General features: G+C 71.1%; 16 protein-coding genes and 1 riboswitch. Of the genes, 7 read left to right on the plus strand and 9 right to left on the minus strand.

Annotation, left to right across the window (positions count from 1 at the left end; genetic code table 11):
• Window positions 1-187: 187 nt before the first annotated feature.
• A complete protein-coding gene (locus ABZS37_RS10590; RefSeq protein ID WP_355167608.1) occupies window positions 188-391 on the minus strand; it encodes a cold-shock protein in 204 nt (67 codons plus the stop codon).
• A 336-nt stretch (window positions 392-727) separates the two neighbouring features.
• Between ABZS37_RS10590 and ABZS37_RS10595 the strand changes: the two genes are divergently transcribed.
• Entirely contained in the window at window positions 728-1258 is a 531-nt protein-coding gene (locus ABZS37_RS10595; RefSeq protein ID WP_355167610.1) for a GNAT family N-acetyltransferase, read from the plus strand.
• A gap of 164 nt (window positions 1259-1422) precedes the next feature.
• On the opposite strand, the gene paaN is transcribed toward ABZS37_RS10595, so the two are convergent.
• From paaN to ABZS37_RS10615, 4 genes are all read right to left on the minus strand, one after another.
• Window positions 1423-3096 (minus strand): phenylacetic acid degradation protein PaaN, encoded by a 1674-nt coding sequence (paaN, locus tag ABZS37_RS10600; RefSeq protein WP_355167611.1) that lies wholly within the window; start codon window positions 3094-3096, stop codon window positions 1423-1425.
• A 50-nt stretch (window positions 3097-3146) separates the two neighbouring features.
• Window positions 3147-4166, minus strand: a complete 1020-nt coding sequence (locus tag ABZS37_RS10605; RefSeq protein ID WP_355167613.1) for a GNAT family N-acetyltransferase — start codon at window positions 4164-4166, stop codon at window positions 3147-3149.
• 647 nt (window positions 4167-4813) lie between these two features.
• A complete protein-coding gene (gene thrC / locus ABZS37_RS10610; protein WP_355167615.1) occupies window positions 4814-6100 on the minus strand; it encodes a threonine synthase in 1287 nt (428 codons plus the stop codon).
• Window positions 6101-6110: 10 nt separating this feature from the next.
• A riboswitch (SAM riboswitch) is annotated at window positions 6111-6246 on the minus strand.
• Window positions 6247-6313: 67 nt separating this feature from the next.
• Complete coding sequence (locus ABZS37_RS10615; RefSeq protein WP_355167617.1) at window positions 6314-6826, minus strand: hypothetical protein; 513 nt, start codon at window positions 6824-6826, stop codon at window positions 6314-6316.
• Window positions 6827-6849: 23 nt separating this feature from the next.
• On the opposite strand from ABZS37_RS10615, the gene ABZS37_RS10620 reads away from it, so the two are divergent.
• A complete protein-coding gene (locus ABZS37_RS10620; protein WP_355167618.1) occupies window positions 6850-7110 on the plus strand; it encodes a metalloregulator ArsR/SmtB family transcription factor in 261 nt (86 codons plus the stop codon).
• A 289-nt stretch (window positions 7111-7399) separates the two neighbouring features.
• Here the strand turns inward: ABZS37_RS10620 and ABZS37_RS10625 are convergent, their stop codons facing one another.
• On the minus strand, window positions 7400-7849 hold the full coding sequence (locus ABZS37_RS10625; protein ID WP_355167620.1) for a DoxX family protein: 450 nt from the start codon (window positions 7847-7849) through the stop codon (window positions 7400-7402).
• A 392-nt stretch (window positions 7850-8241) separates the two neighbouring features.
• The gene (locus ABZS37_RS10630) at window positions 8242-8478 is read right to left on the minus strand and encodes a winged helix-turn-helix domain-containing protein (RefSeq protein WP_355167622.1); all 237 of its coding nucleotides are present in this window, start codon (window positions 8476-8478) and stop codon (window positions 8242-8244) included.
• Window positions 8479-8729: 251 nt separating this feature from the next.
• Here ABZS37_RS10630 and ABZS37_RS10635 point away from each other — a divergent pair, with 251 nt between their 5' ends.
• The 5 genes from ABZS37_RS10635 (at window position 8730) to ABZS37_RS10655 (ending at window position 12197) form a co-directional block, all read left to right on the plus strand.
• On the plus strand, window positions 8730-9242 hold the full coding sequence (locus tag ABZS37_RS10635) for a hypothetical protein (protein ID WP_355167624.1): 513 nt from the start codon (window positions 8730-8732) through the stop codon (window positions 9240-9242).
• A gap of 98 nt (window positions 9243-9340) precedes the next feature.
• Window positions 9341-9613, plus strand: a complete 273-nt coding sequence (locus tag ABZS37_RS10640; protein ID WP_355167626.1) for a hypothetical protein — start codon at window positions 9341-9343, stop codon at window positions 9611-9613.
• A 12-nt stretch (window positions 9614-9625) separates the two neighbouring features.
• A complete protein-coding gene (locus ABZS37_RS10645) occupies window positions 9626-11173 on the plus strand; it encodes a plasmid pRiA4b ORF-3 family protein (protein ID WP_355167628.1) in 1548 nt (515 codons plus the stop codon).
• Window positions 11174-11203: 30 nt separating this feature from the next.
• Window positions 11204-11371, plus strand: coding sequence for a hypothetical protein (locus ABZS37_RS10650; protein WP_355167630.1), 168 nt, complete (start codon window positions 11204-11206; stop codon window positions 11369-11371).
• 304 nt (window positions 11372-11675) lie between these two features.
• On the plus strand, window positions 11676-12197 hold the full coding sequence (locus tag ABZS37_RS10655) for a DUF4232 domain-containing protein (protein ID WP_355167631.1): 522 nt from the start codon (window positions 11676-11678) through the stop codon (window positions 12195-12197).
• Here the strand turns inward: ABZS37_RS10655 and ABZS37_RS10660 are convergent.
• On the minus strand, window positions 12192-13088 hold the full coding sequence (locus tag ABZS37_RS10660) for an ABC transporter permease subunit (protein ID WP_355167633.1): 897 nt from the start codon (window positions 13086-13088) through the stop codon (window positions 12192-12194). The genes ABZS37_RS10655 and ABZS37_RS10660 overlap by 6 nt on opposite strands.
• Complete coding sequence (locus ABZS37_RS10665) at window positions 13088-15952, minus strand: alpha/beta fold hydrolase (protein WP_355167635.1); 2865 nt, start codon at window positions 15950-15952, stop codon at window positions 13088-13090. The genes ABZS37_RS10660 and ABZS37_RS10665 overlap by 1 nt, the downstream gene beginning before the upstream one ends.
• Between the last annotated feature and the right edge of the window lie 170 nt (window positions 15953-16122).

Consider the following 16122-nt stretch of genomic DNA (forward strand, 5'->3'; position numbering starts at 1 on the left):
GCGCCAGAACCGCTGGCGGGCGAGGCCGGGTCGAACGGGCCCGACTCCCCCGGCCCGGGGGGTGGGGTGGGCGAGGGTGGCTGGTCGGTCATGAACGCTCCTCAGCATCGGCTGGAACGGTTCACGATCTTCCCGGGTGCGCGCCCGCGCCGCAGCCCCGACGCGCGGGGCCGATCGGGGACGGAACTCAGGCGACGATGCGTACGTGCTCCGCCTGCGGGCCCTTCTGGCCCTGGGCGATCTCGAACTCCACCCGCTGGCCGTCGTCCAGCGCCTTGTAGCCGTCCATCTCGATCGCGGAGAAGTGAACGAACACGTCCTGACCGCCGTCGACGGCGATGAAGCCGTAGCCCTTTTCGGCGTTGAACCACTTCACGGCGCCCTGTGCCACGGTGCACTTCCCTCACTCTGCACGGCGTTGCCTGCCCGGCGCACGGCGCGGCCGGGCGCCCTCGGACCCGCCTCAGCGATCGATGACGACCACTGAAAGAGGTGACCGAAATCGCACGCTACACGAGGAGCGACGCCCGCGCACCGCCCACAAATCGGGCATACTCCCGGGCGCTCCGGCGCCGCCTCCAGCCGCGCCGGCCACCCAGGTTTTCGATCAATCAGATTTACGCCCATGAGTACCGTCGGCAAAAGAGAACGAGGCGGTGCCGCGAGGCGACGGAGATCGGGCACAGCTCGGAAAACGGCGTCCAGCACCTGTGGTAGGCATGCGGACATGACCACCGCTACCGGCTCAACCGTTGTTCGCCAGGCGGAGATCCGTCGGGTTCGGCCGGAGGACGCCGCCCGGATGCGAGCACTGCGCCTGGAGATGCTCGCCGACGCACCGTTGGCCTTCCTGGAGACCCTGGCGGACGCGGCAGCCCGACCGCACACCGAGTTCGCCGCGCGGGTCGCGTACACCTCGGCCGGCTCCAGCAACGCGCAGTTCATCGCCGACCCGGACGGACGGCTGGTTGGGCACGCCGGTGGCATGGTCGCCCCGAACGAGCCCGGGCTGACGGTGATCTACGCCGTGTACGTCACGCCGACCTGGCGGGGCAGCGGGCTGCTCGGCGAGCTGATCGACGGGGTCGCCGCCTGGTCACGCGCCTGCGGCCGGCCGGAGTTACTGCTGGAGGTGGTGGTCGGCAACGACCGCGCCTACCGGGCGTACCAGCGGCTGGGCTTCATCGACACCGGCGTACGCGTCCCACACCCCACGATCCCAGCCCTGACCGAGCTACAAATGCGCCGCCCAGCCTGAAAACCACCCCAGGGCAGAGCCCTGTGCTGCCCACCCCCAAAGCCGGCTGCGTTCCGACCAGCGTGCCCACAAAGGGTTTCCGGGGCAGCCCGACCCGCGCAGGGATCAAGCCTGACCGCCCGGAGCGGGTCGGGCTGCCCCGGAAACCCCCAACCGCAACCAAATCAGACCGGACGCCGAGACTGCACAATCCGGAACCGGTTAGCCACGTAAGCCCCGTCGGTCAACGCCGAGTTGGCCGCCGCGTTGGCCCCACTCCCGTGGAAGTCGGAGAACGCCGCCGACTGGTTGACGAAAACCCCGCCGGTCAGGTTGCAGGACAGGTGCACCCCGACCTCGACCGCCACCGCCTCGGTCGCGTCCAGCACCGACTCGTCGGTGGAGTAGACCCCGGCGGTGAGCGCGCCCTTCTCGCCGACCGTCCGGCGCAGCAGCTCCAGGCTGTGCGCCGTGGAGTCGGTGGCGATGGCGAACGAGATCGGCCCGAACCACTCCCGGCCGTACGTCTCCGTGTCGTCCGCGCCCAACTTCACGATCGTCGGGGTACGCACCACCGCGTCGGCGTACGACGGGTGGGCCACGGCCCGCGACTCCAGCACCGGCTCGCCAACCTTGGTCACCTCGGCCAGCCGCTCCAGCACACCGTCGTTGACGATCGCGCCGGTCAGCTCCACGCCCCGGGCCGGGTCCGCGGTGATCTTGCCGACCGCCGCGGCGATCCCGCCGGCCACCTCGTCGAAGCTCTTGTGCCCCTGGTCGGTCTCGATGCCGCCGGTCGGGATGAGGATGTTCTGCGAGGTGGTGCACATCTGACCGCTGTAGAGGGTCAGCGTGAAGCCGAGGTTGCGGCACATGCCGGCGAAGTCGTCGGTGGAGTCGATGACGACCGTGTTCAGACCGGCCTTCTCGGTGTAGACCGACGCCTGCCGGGCGTGCGTCTCCAGCCAGTCGCCGTACTCGGTGGAACCGGTGAAGTCGACGATCTTGATGGCCCGGTGCAGGGCCAGATCGCTGGCGAGCTTCTCACCGGGTGCCTCGGCCGCCAGCATGATGAGGTTCGGGTCGAAGCCGGCCTCGGCGAGCACCTCCCGGGCGTACTTCACGGTGATGGCCAGCGGCAGCACCGCGCGCGGGTGCGGCTTGACGATCACCGGGTTGCCGGTGACCAGCGAGGCGAACAGCCCCGGGTACGAGTTCCAGGTCGGGAAGGTGTTGCACCCGATGACCAGCGCCACCCCACGCGGCACCACGTGGAACGTCTTGGTCATCCGCAGCGGGTCGCCCTTTCCGGCGGCCTTCTCCCAGCCCGCCGTGGCCGGGTGCCGGGTCATCTCGGCGTACGCGTACGCCAGCGCTTCCAGCGCCCGGTCCAGCGCGTGCGCGCCGCCGGCCTGGAAGGCCATCACGAACGCCTGCCCGCTGGTGAACTGCACCGCGTTGGCCAGCTCGAAGATGTGCTTGTGCAGCCGGTCGAGGATCTCCAGACAGACGCCCACCCGGGCCCGCGGACCGGCGTCGCGCCACGCCGGCAGGGCGACCAAAGCAGCGCTGACCAGCTCGTCGGTGCCGGCGTGCGGGTAACGCACCGCCAACTCCACCCCGAACGGGCTCGTCTCGGTGGCGACCCGAACGCCGGTGCCCGGCTGGTCGAGCGGGAAGTCGCCACCGAGGTACGCCTCGAAGGCGGCCTTACCGTCGGCGGCGGCGGTTTCGCCGTACACCCGAGGGCTGGGAGATTCGGGATAGGCGGACCAGTAGCCCCGCTCGGTGATCGCGGTCAGCGCACGGTTGAGGGTGTCGGCGTGCCTGTCGTACAGGGGATGCGGGGTCTCCGTCATGCCCGCCATCATGCCGCAGTCGGGTTCGGGAGCAGAAGCGCTGATCCCCGTCAGAGGGTGAGCTGCCAGTTGTTCCAGGCGTCCACCGGGCGGAAGCCGAGCTGCTCGTTGATCGCCACCATGTAGCTGTTGCTGGCGGCGTTGAAGGTGTCGATGACGCGGACCGCCGGCTCGTGGGTCAGCAGGTGGTGCAGGTTCTCCGCCTTGGCGATGAGACCGAGCCGGTGCCCACGGTGGGCCGGGTCGACGATGGTGATCTGCTGGAAGGCGTGCCAGTCGGTGGAGGCGCCCACGTCCAGCAGGGTCCAGGCGACCAGCCGGCCGGACGCGTCGTGGCGCATCCCGAGGTGGTAGCGCCGCCGGCCCTGGGCGTCCAGGGCGCGCTCGGTGCCACGGATGCGCTCGGCGTCCACCTGCTCCGGGTCCCACTGCACGTCACCCATGGGCGCGTCCATGAGCAGCCGGCCGTCCAGGTAGGCGATGTCCGCCACGTACTCCTGCGGGGTGGAGCCCTGCCAGCAGACCGACTGATAGCCCTCGGCTCGCGGCTGGGCGTCGGCCAGCGCCGCGCGCAGCGCGATCCGGTCGATCGCGCCGACGTCGAGGCGGCGACGCACCTCGGGCAGCGCCGACTGGGCGCCGGTGGTGGCGGCGAACGCGTCTCCCGCCGCTGATCGCGCCGGCCCGTCCGGCAGCGCGGAGACGGTCATCGCGACGACCCGCTTGCGGCCGTGCTCGCGAAGCAGGCGTACCCCGTACTCGTGCAGTGCGCGACCGAGGCCACGGCGCCGCAGCTCGGGATGCACCGTCAGCTCGGCGGTGGCGTTGTCGGTGTTGTCGAGTTGCGGCAGGTCCAGCTGGAGGTAGCCGGCCGGCGCGCCGTCCAGCCGGGCCAGCGCCCAGAGCGATTCGGTGCCGGGCATCGGCGTGTGGAACAGCGCGTCGAAGCGGCGTCGGCAGAAGGGTGGGAAGTCCGGCACGTCGACATCGGTGGCCGCCGCGCCGATCCGGTACGCCTCGTCGACCGACGTCCGGTCGGCGCCGTCGAACGACGCGATCGTGATGCTCATGCCGCTGAGCGTGCACCCTGGAAAAGCGATCAGGCCAGCGAATAATCGCTGGCCTGATCGAACGTGGTCGGGAGGGACACTCGCACAACGCCTCCGGCGTTGGGTCGCAAGAACTTCAAAAGTCTTCGGCGAAATGCCCTCCCGCACGGAGCATCTTGCGCCGTCCGGTTCCTGCCGTCAAGTCCGTAGCGGCGGGTTTTCCACACTCACCGCGAAAACCCAGTTACCCGGCGGATCCACCCGCTCCCCCATCCACCCGATCCCCCATCCCCCGCACGGCCCGACCCGGCGCGGTCCGACCCGGCGCGGTCCGACCCGACCCGGCCCAACCCGGCGCGACCCGACCCGGCGCGGTCCGACCCGACCCGGCCCAACCCGGCGCGACCCGACCCGGCGCGGCCCGACCCGACCCGGCGCGGCCCGACCCGGCGCGGCCCGTGATCCACTCCGTATCGCCGATGTTGCGGTTTGCAGGCCATCGGATACCGCCATGTCGGCGAAACGGAGTCGATCACGCACATGGCCGGTACCGCGACCGGCGACCGAGACGGACGACGGAGCGGGCGGACGACGGAGCGGGCGGACGGACGGGCGACGGAGCGGGCGGGCGGGCGGAGCGGGCGGGCGGGCGGGCGGGCGGGCGGGCGTCAGCCGAGGAGGCCGGCGTCGCGGGCGGCGCGCAGCGAGGGCTTGATGTGGTGGGTGGGGCCGACCTGGCCGGCTACCGCGTCGATGGTCTTCAGGCCCTCGCCGGTGTTGAACACGACGGTCTCCGCCGTCGGGTCGAGCCGACCGGACTCGACCAGCTTGCGCAGCACCGCCACGGTGACCCCGCCTGCGGTCTCGGCGAAGACGCCGGTGGTGCGGGCCAGATCGCGGATGCCGGCGCGGATCTCGTCGTCGTCGGCGTACTCCATCCAGCCGCCGGTGCGGCGGACCGCTTCCAGGGCGTAGAGGCCAGCGGCCGGGTCGCCGATGTTAAGTGACTTGGCGATGCCGGTGGGCTTGACCGGGGTGATCGTGTCGGTGTCGGCGTGCAGGGCGGTGGCGATGGGGTTGCAGCCGGCCGACTGGGCGCCGAAGACCTTCCAGCCGGCGGCTGGCGCCTCCACCAGGCCGATCTCGACCAGCTCGGTGAACGCCTTGTCGATCTTGGTGAGCAGCTCACCGCTGGCCATCGGGATGACCACCTGTGCGGGGATCCGCCAGCCGAGCTGTTCGGCCACCTCGTAGCCGAGCGTCTTGGAGCCCTCCGCGTAGTACGGCCGGACGTTGACGTTGACGAACGCCGTGTCCTCGAACTCGTCGGTTTCCACCAGCTCGCCGCAGAGCCGGTTCACATCGTCGTACGAGCCGTCGATGGCGACCAGCTCGCCGCCGTAGACGGCCGTGGTGATCACCTTGCCCTGTTCCAGGTCGCTGGGGATGAAGACCACCGAGGGCACCCCGGCGCGGGCGGCGTGTGCGGCCACCGAGTTGGCCAGGTTGCCGGTCGACGCGCAGGCGAACCGGGCGAAGCCGAGCGCCTTCGCGGCGGTGAGCGCCACCGAGACGACCCGGTCCTTGAACGAGTGGGTGGGGTTGGCGCTGTCGTCCTTGACCCAGAGCGGCGCGGTGATGCCCAGCTCGGCGGCGAGGTGCGGGGCCGCCACCAGCGGGGTGAGCCCCGGGTCGAGGGTGACCCGGGTGGCCGGGTCCTGACCGGCGGGCAGCAGCGCGGCGTACCGCCAGATGTTGTTCGGGCCGGCCTCGATCTGCTCCCGGGTGACCGTGGCCAGCACGGCGGCGTCGTAGTCGACCTCCAGCGGGCCGAAACACTCGTAGCAGGCGTGCTGGGCGGCCAGCGGATAGCGGGCCGAGCAGGCACGGCAGACCAGGGCGCGAGCGGGGCTGGCGGAGGTGTCGATGCCGGAGGCGGCGAGCGTCGACGTCATGTCGAGGGTCCTCTCATCTTTCCCCGCATCGCACGGTGCGGCGGGGACGGAATTGGCACCTGCCCCGCGGGTCGCTCAGCGGTGAGCGCGCGGGGTGGTTGCCGGGGCGTCGTCGGGCCGTATCCCTCAGCCCCTCTGGATGAGGTATTCAGTTGTGCCGTCGAGTCTAGGCACCGTCGGCGGCGACCTCCACCGCAGATCCCAGTGCGTGGGTCAGCGGACGCTCACCGCCGCCGGGTCGATCACCGCGCCACCGATCGTGGCGTACGCCAATTGCGGGGCGACCGCCACGACGTCGGCGACGGCCGGCGCGTGCTGCCACCCGACGGCGTCGGCGCCGATGCTCGCGGTCAGCATGGCCGCAGTCCCAGCGAGCGCGGTCAGCGTGGTGAAGCGCAGAGGCGACCAGGTGCCGAACCGGCTGGCACCGTGGGTGTAGATGCCCCAACCGACCACCGCACCGATCATCATCAGCCCGCCGAGGCCGAACTGGCCGAGTCCGGCCAGACTTCCGCGGGTGATCACAAGGCCGACTCCGAGGAGCGCCACCAGCGAGAGGGCCAGCAGGAGGGGCTTTGGGCGTACGCCGTCGCGGGCCCAGCGGACCAGTTGGGTGATCACCGGGGTGGTGGCCACGAAGAGGGCGATCTGCTGCGGGGCGGCGTGTGCGAGCGCCAGGCTGGTGAGCAGGTTGAAGCCGGCGAAGCCGACCACACCGAGCACCACCACTTCGACCCCCCGGCACCACCGTGCTGGCCGCACTCGCCGACGACGTGCGGCTACAGATCGTCCGGGCGCTCGCCGAGGGTGGTGAGTTCGCCTGCAGCACCTTCGAGTTCGGCGTCTCCAAGGCGACCCGCAGTCACCACCTCAAGGTGCTGCGCGAGGCCGGCCTGACCCGCACCCGGGCCGCCGGCACCAGCCGTCTGGTCCGGCTCCGCCGCGACGAGCTGGACCGTCTCTACCCCGGCCTCCTGGATGCGGTCCTCAGCACGCGCACCTCAGCCTGACGCCCCGCCGCCGTCGTTCGCCGGCTGCGGCCCTCGTGCTGGGCGGGTGCCGCGAGGTGCGCCGCCGCCAACGGGCCGTCCTCGTCCACCAGCACCGACAGCCGGTGCGCGGTACGCCGCGGTTCGGCCGGCGACCGGCGCACGCTTTGGAGCTGAATCGTTTACGACATCATCGAAGGGCGGGGCTGGGAGCGGCGACATCCGTACCTCGACCTTCGTGCAACCCCTGAGCGGACGCGCCGCCGGAACCGCCTCGTCGAGGCTCCGGCGACGCGCGGTGCGCGTACAGTCAGACGGATACCGGGCTGGGCTCGGCCACCGATGCCGATGGAGTGTCGACGCGACGCCGGGCGAGCAGCGTGTCGAGCGCCCAGGCACCCGGGCCGAGCGTCGCGACCAGCAGGAACGACCAGCAGAAGAGCGCTGCCAGCTCACCTCCGTTGTGCTGCGGCAGCAGGCCCTCCGGCTGGTGCACCACGAAGTAGGCGTACGCCATCGAGCCGGACGCGAGAAGCGCGGCGGGCCGGGTGAAGAGCCCGGCCAGCACGAGCACGCCACAGACCAGTTGGATCAGCGCGGCCCACCAGCCCGGCCAGGCGCCGAAGGGTATTGCCGTGCCGGTCATCGGGTTGCCGCCGAACAACCCGAAGATCGAGGACAGTCCGTGCAACGTAAACAGCAGGCCGGTCACGATGCGGAACAGGGACAGGGTCGGCCCGCCGAGCCGAGAGACGTTCATGGAAACCTCCATGGATAGGGATCGATACATACCCATGGTGAAGCATGAATCCATTGAAGTTCATTAATTCCTTGCTAGTGGGAAAATCCCCGGTCGGAACATGCCAGGGCTGCACCCGTGGCGACGAGCAGCCCGGTGACAATGCGGGGGGCGATGCCCTCAGCTGCGCCCACGCAAGAACTCGACCCGAGCGCCATGCCGGCCCGACCGCTATGGGAGCGCTCCCGAATTGACGGTACTGCCTGTCGAGCGCCCCGTACAGCATGTCGAGCGGCTCAGACACGGGGCAGACGGCCGGCCCAACGAAAGAGATGACGCGCCCCGCTACGCCACCTCGCTCGCCAAGATGGCGTTGTTCTTGATCGACCTGAGGATCGAGACCGAGGCAGCCGTCAGGGATTGCCCGCGTCTTGCTCCTTGACGTAGACCCCGCGCCCTGGTGCCCCAACCACAATGCCCCGGTCGCGCAGCAGCGCCACAGCGCGTGCAGCGGTCGAGAACGAGACCGAGTAGAGGTCACCGAGTTGCGTGTAGGACGGCAGCTTGGCACCCGGCTCGTACTCGCCGGTTTTGATGCGAGCGGCGATGTCCGCAGCGATGTCGACGTAGCTCAGTGGGATCGCGGGCATGGGTGGTCCTCCCGGGTTGGCAGCCCTATCTGATCACGCCGCGCAACCCACCCTCAAGAACATGGTTGACCTATGTCACTAAGTGGAATAGCGTTTCGGTGAGCCTCCCGGGTTGGCACCAGGGCTGGGTTCACCCTCCGGGGGCAGCCCCCGGAACCGAGCCGGGGCAGCGCGCATGGCGGTCCAGATGTCCCCCATCTGGGCTGGTTGTCGCGCTGCCCCGGCACCCCACCAAGCCACAAGGAGGCCCGATGACCGTGCCCGAGGCAAGCGCCGCCTGGGAGGTCGAGCAGGTGGCCGGCGAGCTGCGCGAGACGTACCTCGCCGTGGCCGCCGCGACCGTTCTGCTGGAGCGGACCAGCGCGGGCTACGCCCACCCGGCGATCCGGCAGGCCCGACGCTGCGGGGATGACGCGCTCGACCTGGCCGGTGAGGCGCAACGCCAACTCAGCGACGGGGTACGCCGACTGCACACCGAAGCGGGCCAGCCCAGCATCGGCGACCTGGTCGAGGTGTTGGACACCGCCCGCGACCAGTTGGGCGCGGCGGCCGAGCGGGTCGGACAGCTCCCCGTCCGGATCAACGCCGCCGGCCAGCAGCTCGTCGACGCCGGCCAGCCCGACGCGGCCACCGAGACGGCGAGCGGACAGTGGTCCCGGGCCGCCGAGCAGCTCAACCTGATGGCGGAGAGCCTTACGGCGGCCGTAGAGGCGCTGACGTCGTACACCGAGGGGTTGTCCGGAGCCGGCGGACCGACCACCTGAAGCTGGCCCGGGGCGGGTGCCGGGCTCCGGCCGGCGCGGGTCCGGACCTCCGCCGGCCGCCCCGCCCGCCTCGGCGCCGCCGCAGCGAAGGGAGAACCATGACGGAGTACGAGGTACCGGCCCGCTGGATCGTGCACCTGCCGACGACGCTGACCAGCGTGGACGGCGCACGGGCGCTGGCCGAGGCGCTGCGCGACTCGCTCGCCCACGTCACCGCCATCGACTTCGGCGAGACGACCCTGAGCGAGGAGGACCGTCAGTTCGTGCGTGCCCGTGTCTGGTGCGACCATCGCCTCCCTGGCGGCGCCCGTTGCACCCTGCCGACCGACCACCCCGGCGGGTCGTGCGAGGCCGACCTCGCGCAGCCGTGAAAACATGCTCGGATGAGTCCCGAGAGCCGCCGCCGTAAGCGTGCCAAGCCCAGTCGGTCCGGGCAGCAGGTCGTGCGTCGCGCCCGTCCCGCCGAGGTGGATCAGTGTGACTGCCCGGCGTGCTCAGATGGCGCCTATGACCCGCAGAGCTTCATCGACGACCTGGTCGCCGGCGCTGCTGACCTGATCAAGACGGACGATCCCGTCGAGGCCGAGTTGTTTGCCGCGACGTTCCTGTCCGCCGGTGACCTTGCCGGCGAAGGCTTCACCGAGGCGCTCAACGAGGGCATGCTGCCGGCCGTCGCCGAAATCGGTACGTCGGAAGCGCTCGCGGTGCTGCTCGCGATCGACTCCGTCCAGGAGGGCACTGTCGCCGCGGCCGCCGCCCAGCGTCTGCTGGACGAGGGCGTGGCAGCGCCGAGTTGGGCCGGCGAGTTGCGCCAGCCCGTGCGGGTCGGCCCATGTCGACGGTTCGCCGACCCGGCGGGCAGCGCGTCCATGCTCGTCTGCGCTTTCGAGCGAGCCGGGCGATCGTACGGGTTCGTCGTCCACGTCGACCACCTCGACTGTGACGCGGCGGCCGACATCGTGCTCTTTCCCGCTGACGCCCTGAACGAGGTTGTCAGCACCATCCAGCAGAACGGCCGTCGTGCCGGTCTGACAATCGCCGAGGAGTTGTTGGACCCGGCCGAGTTTCGGTGGCAGGTCGAACGGGCCCTCGACGCCCGCGCGGACCACGACCGGGAACGTGACCCCTCGGAGTTCGACGAGGAATCCGACGAGGACGGGCTGGGCTACCACCTGCTGGCGGTGCTGCTGCGAGCCCGGATCCGTACGCTGCCCGAGCCGACGCGCCCGCCAGCCCAGCACGACGCCCGTCAGACCACCCTCGAACTGCTGGAGATGATGACCCAGATCGCCGGGCAGGCGCAGCAGATCCAAACCCGCGCAGGACGGCGTACCGCCGGGCCGAAGCTGCCGGCCAAGCGCAAGAAATCCGGCCCTGCCGCACCCATCTACCAACTCAAGGTGAGTCTGCGGGGGGCGAAGCCACCGATCTGGCGGCGTTTGGAACTGCCTGCCGACACCAGCCTGGCCGACCTGCACGACATCATCCAGGTGGCTTTCGGTTGGGACGACTCCCACCTGCACGGTTTCGAGACCGCCTACGGCGACTTCGGGGTCGCCGACCGGGAGTTGGGTCACCGCGCCGATAGCTCGGTGACACTGGAGCAGGTCGCAGCCGGTGTCGGTGACCGGTTCAGGTACACGTACGACTTCGGCGACGACTGGGCCCACGAGATCGTCGTGGAGAAGGTGCTGTCTCGCCAGCCCATCGCGTACCCACGATGCACGGGCGGGCGGCGGGCGGCCCCGCCGGAAGACTGCGGCGGTGTCTGGGGCTATGCCGAACTTGTCGAGGTGTTGAGCGATCCCGGCCACCCCGAACACGGCGACCGGCTGGAATGGCTCGGACTGGCCTCGGCCGCCGACTTCCAGCCCGCCCGATTCGACGCCACCGAGATCACCCGAGCCCTGACCGAAGGGGGCCACGGGTGACCGATCCTGCCGGCGAGCTGCTTCTCTACGGTGCAGAACATCGGGCAGATCGTGTTCCGGGTGCTGGCCGACGAGGAGGTGACCGAGGCAACTATCAACTCTGAGTTGATAGTTCGAGTCGAGGGCACGCGGCAGGTGCGGCGCGAGGTCAAGGTCTACAACCTGGACATGATCCTGAAGGACCACCAGACGGCATAGCGTGATCCGGCGAGCGATGTCGCAAACGATTCAGCTCCAAAGGCGCACCAGGAGAGGTCCCCAGGCAACTCGTGTGGCGGCGCAGTGAGAGCCGGCGAGGGCCGGGGCCGGGCGGTGGTGTGCTGCCTACGTGGGCGAGGATCAACGGATGATCTCTCGCGACGCGGCAGCACGGCGACGCATCAGCGCGTCGGTCGCGATGGCTCTCGTGCTCGGCGGCTGCACTCCTGCCGACCATCGCGGCCAGTCCGGGGACGGCCCGAGACCACCGACTGCACCCAACCCTTCAGCGAGCGTCGACCCGATGGCCACGTGCCCGGCGTCCGGCGTTCGGATCCGGTCGACGGGCGGGGACGCCGCGATGGGCCTGCGCGCCCTCGGCCTGGAGCTGGTCAACTGCGGCGACAGCCCCTACCAGCTCAACGGGTACCCGGTGCTGCACGTGTTCGACGAGCAGCGCGAGCCGATCTTGCTGCGGGTGGTCAATGGCGCCAAGGAGATCACCTCGGGCTTCGACCAGCCGCCCCGGAAGGTCACTCTCGCCCCCCAGGAGCGGGCCACCGCCGTGGTGCTCTGGCGCAACCTGGTCACCGATTCGACCGTGGTGGCCACCAACGGCGAGTTTCTGACGGTGGCACCCGCTGCCGGGCAGCCGGCCGAGGAGGTCGACCCGGACGGGCCGGTCGACCTGGGCAACACCGGCCGGATCGGCGTCAGCGCCTGGAAGAAGGCCGACCCGTCCACGCCGGCACCGACGCGACCGGCCCCGCCGCCGGCACCGAGCGCGGTGCCGTCATCGGTGAGCCCACCGGACAGCCGGCTATGACGTGATGTCCTTGCGGGTGAAGCGCCAGAACGCCAAGCCCCAGAACAGCGTCGCGTAGCTGATCGCCGAGATGCAGCCGCGTACCACGTCGTCGGTCTGCACCGGGGTGGAGAGCAACCCCAGCCAGGCGGTGCTGAAGTGGGTGGGCAGGAAGTCGCGCACCGCGCCCAGGGCGGTGATCTGGTCCAGGATGCTGGACAGGATCCAGAGCAGCACCGCGCCGCCGACCGCGCCCAACGCGGCGTCCGTGATCACCGACAGCAGGAACGCCAGCCCGGCCACCACCAGCAGTACGACGGCCAGGTAGCCGAGCACGGCCAGCAACCGGAGCAACCCCTCGGTGGGCTCCAGTTCGGCGGCGACCGTGCTGCGCAACGGTGACCACCCGTAGCGCAGGGTGCCGGCCAACAGCGCGGTGCCTGCCAACAGAAGCAGAGCCAGTCCCGAGTACGCGAGCGCGACCACCAGCTTCACCGTCAACAACCGGGCCCGGGGCACGGGGATCGCCAGCAGGTAACGCAGGCTGCCCCAGCTCGCCTCACTGGCCACCGTGTCGCCGCAGAACAGCGCGACGACCACCACCAGCAGGAACGACGCCGAGACGAAGATCGAGAACAGGGTGAAGTTGAGCCCGCCCGAGGTGGCCAGGTCGACCAGGCTGGAGAACTCGTTGCGGCCGTTGTCGTCGTCGCCGCCCGAATCGAACTGGAACGCGACCAGGATGATCAGCGGCAGCAGCACCATGAACCCGAGCGCCAGCTGGGTCCGCCGCCGGGACGCCTGCCGACGGAACTCCGCCGCGAACGGCATGGTCGCCGACGGCCGGTAGCCCCGGGCCGCACCGGCCGGGTCGGTGACGCCCAGCGGCGTCTCGACGGAAGAGCCAGCCATCAGCGGTCACCGCTTCCCCGAGAGTTCTCGCCCACCAGGGCGAGGAACGCGTCCTCCAGGCGCCGTCGGGGCACCACCCGGTCCACCCCGATGCCGGCACGCACCAGCTCGGCGACCACCTCGCTGCGGGCCGTGCCGTTGGTGTCGACCACCAACTGGCCGTCACTCTCCGGCAACACGCGGACCCCGTGCAGTTGCTCCAGCACCGCCCGCGCCGCCACCGGGTCGGTGACGTCGAAGAGCACACTCGGCGACTCGCCCACGATCTCCTCCACCGGCCCGGACGCCACGATCCGGCCCTTGTTCACCACCACCGCGTGCGTGCACGTCTGCTCCACCTCGGCCAGCAGGTGGCTGGAGACCAGCACCGCCCGGCCGTCCGTGGCGTACCGCTGGAGCACCCGGCGCATCTCGGCGATCTGCGGCGGGTCGAGCCCGTCGGTCGGCTCGTCCAGCACCAGCAGCTCGGGGAGGCCGAGCATGGCCTGGGCGATCGCCAGCCGCTGACGCATCCCATGGCTGTAGTTCTTGATTTTCCGGTGTACGGAGTCGCCCAGCCCGGCGATCTCCAGCGCCGCGTCGAAGTGCGCGTCCTCCGCCGGCCGCCCGGTGGCCTGCCAGTACGCCTTCAGGTTGTCCAACCCGGACAGGTGCGGCAGGAAACCGGGCCCCTCCACCAGCGCGCCGATCCGGGACAGCACCGGCGAGCCGGGCACCAGCCGGCGACCGAAGACGTAGATCTCCCCGGCGGTCGGCTGGGTCAGCCCCATCAGCACCCGCAGTGTGGTGGTCTTACCGGCGCCGTTCGGCCCGAGCAGACCCACCACCTGGCCCGGGTGCACCTCGAAGTCGACGTTCGACACCGCGACGAAGCCGTCCGCGTACTCCTTGCGCAGTGAGCGCACGGCCAGCGGGGTGTCCGCGTACTCCGGATGCACCGACCGGTCCTGGCGGCGGTGCCGGCGGCGGACCACCGCCACGACCACGACGAGGCCGATCGCGATGGCGGCGAGCAGACCGGCGAGCACCCAGCGCCAGATCGTCGCCGCGGTGGGGATCGGCTCGCCGCTGACCGTGGGCAGCGTGACCGCGCCGTCCGCCGCGACCGTGTAGACGGTCGGTTCGGCAGGCGTGGTGTACGCCTGGTCGGAGCTGGCCACCACCAGGCGCAGCCGGTGGCCGGCCTCCACCCGGCGGACGATCCCGGGCAGCGTCACGGTGACCGGGCGGGCGTCCTGCACCCGCTGGGGCAGGCCGGTGAGGCGAACCGGGGCGACCAGCCCGCTCGGCAGGGTGGCCGCACCGTCCTTGTCGACGTCGTAGAGCTTGACGAAGAGCACCGCCTCACCGGTCGGCGACGCGGCGCGCAGGGTGACGGTGGGCGCACCCGCCACGTCCACCGCCTCGGTCAGCGGCGCGGACTCGAACCGGGCGTGCTGGCCGGGCACGTCGCCAGCCACGCCGTCCAGCAGCGAGGCGAGCCCGCCAGCGAACGGGATCGAGGAGATGGCGGCCGGGTTGCCGTTGGGCGGGTTCGCGATCGACTGGGCCGGGCCGGCGACCGCGACCTCCCGGCGGGCGTCGCCGGTCAGGCCCGGGTAGTCGGCGCGGCGGAAGCCGGTGGCGACGAGACCCCGGTCGAGCGCGTCGAAGCCGGCGATTCGCGACCAGGTGAAGTCGTCGCCGGGCGCGTCGCCCGCACCCTTGACGTAGTGGTCGAGCCACTGGACGGTCAGGAACTTCACACGGTCCGAGTCCGAGCGGGGGCCGGCACCGCCGTCGTGACCTCCGGTGAACCAGGCGACCTTCACGGGGGTGCCGGCGGCGGCGATGCCCTTCGCGTTGGCGTCGGCCTCACCGAGGGGGAAGAGCGTGTCCGCCTCGCCCTGCACCAGCAGGGTGGGTGCCGTGATCTTGTTCAGCACGCCTGCCGGGCTGGAGCGACGCAGCAGGTCCACGGCGGCCTGATCGGCCTGCCCGGTGGTGGCGATCCGCAGGTACGCGGCGCACACGTCGGCGGCGAAGCGACCGCAGGACGGGTTGGCTGCACCAGCCGGAGCGCCACCGGGACCGGTGCCCGGGCCCGCCCCCGGCTCCGGGCTGGGCGGGCCGGCCGACGCCGGTGCACCCTCCGGCTGGGCGGCGGTCCCACCGGAGAGCCCGGCCGGGCCGGAACCCACGTTGCCGCCGCCACCGAAGAAGAGGCCAGCCCAGCCCTTCTTGAACACACCCTCGGTCGGCGCTCCGCCGGTGCTCTCCGGCAGGAAGGCACGGGACAGGTCATTCCAGGTGATCATGGGGACGATCGCGTCCACCCGGGGGTCCTGGGCTGCCAGCAGCAGGGCCAGCCCACCGCCGTACGAGCCACCGACCACACCGACCTTCGGGTCACCGGCGGCGTCGGTGCGCACCTCCGGCCGAGCGGCCAGCCAGTCCAGCAGCCGCTCGGCGTCGCGCACCTCGTAGTCCGGGCTGTCCAGGTGGATCTCGCCGCCGCTGCGCCCGAAGCCCCGCGCGGTCCAGGTCAGCACCGCGTAGCCGCGCCCGGCGAACTCCTCCGCGTCGGAGCGCACCGACTCCTTTGTGCCGCCGAACCCGTGGGCCAACAGCACCGCCGGCACCTTCCGACCGGACGAGGCGTCGTCCGGCAGGTAGAAGGTCGTGTCCAGGTCCACCGGCTGGTCGCCGGACGGTCCGGAGCGGACGGTGAGCATCGCGTTCTCGGTGCGTACGCCCGGTCCCTGTGGCCACACCGCCCAGGTCACGGCGGCGGCCAACAGCACGACGACCGCCGCTGCGGCGGTCGCGCGACGGCGGGTGGGCAGGGCACGCCGGAACCACGCGGCCGGCGACGGCGATGTCATGCGGCACACGGTACGGCCCACAGCCTGAGCGTTGGCTGAGATCCGCCGTACGTCCGTCCGGTTGCCCCGATCGGTGACGGGTGGGGTGCGAGCGCGCATCGTCTGGCGCGGCGCAGTGAGTTGAGTTCGGATTCCGTGAATTCCGATCTTCGTCGGATATCCACCTCGAT

Origin of the sequence: Micromonospora sp. NPDC005413, assembly GCF_040606435.1 — a bacterium.
GTDB lineage: Bacteria > Actinomycetota > Actinomycetes > Mycobacteriales > Micromonosporaceae > Micromonospora.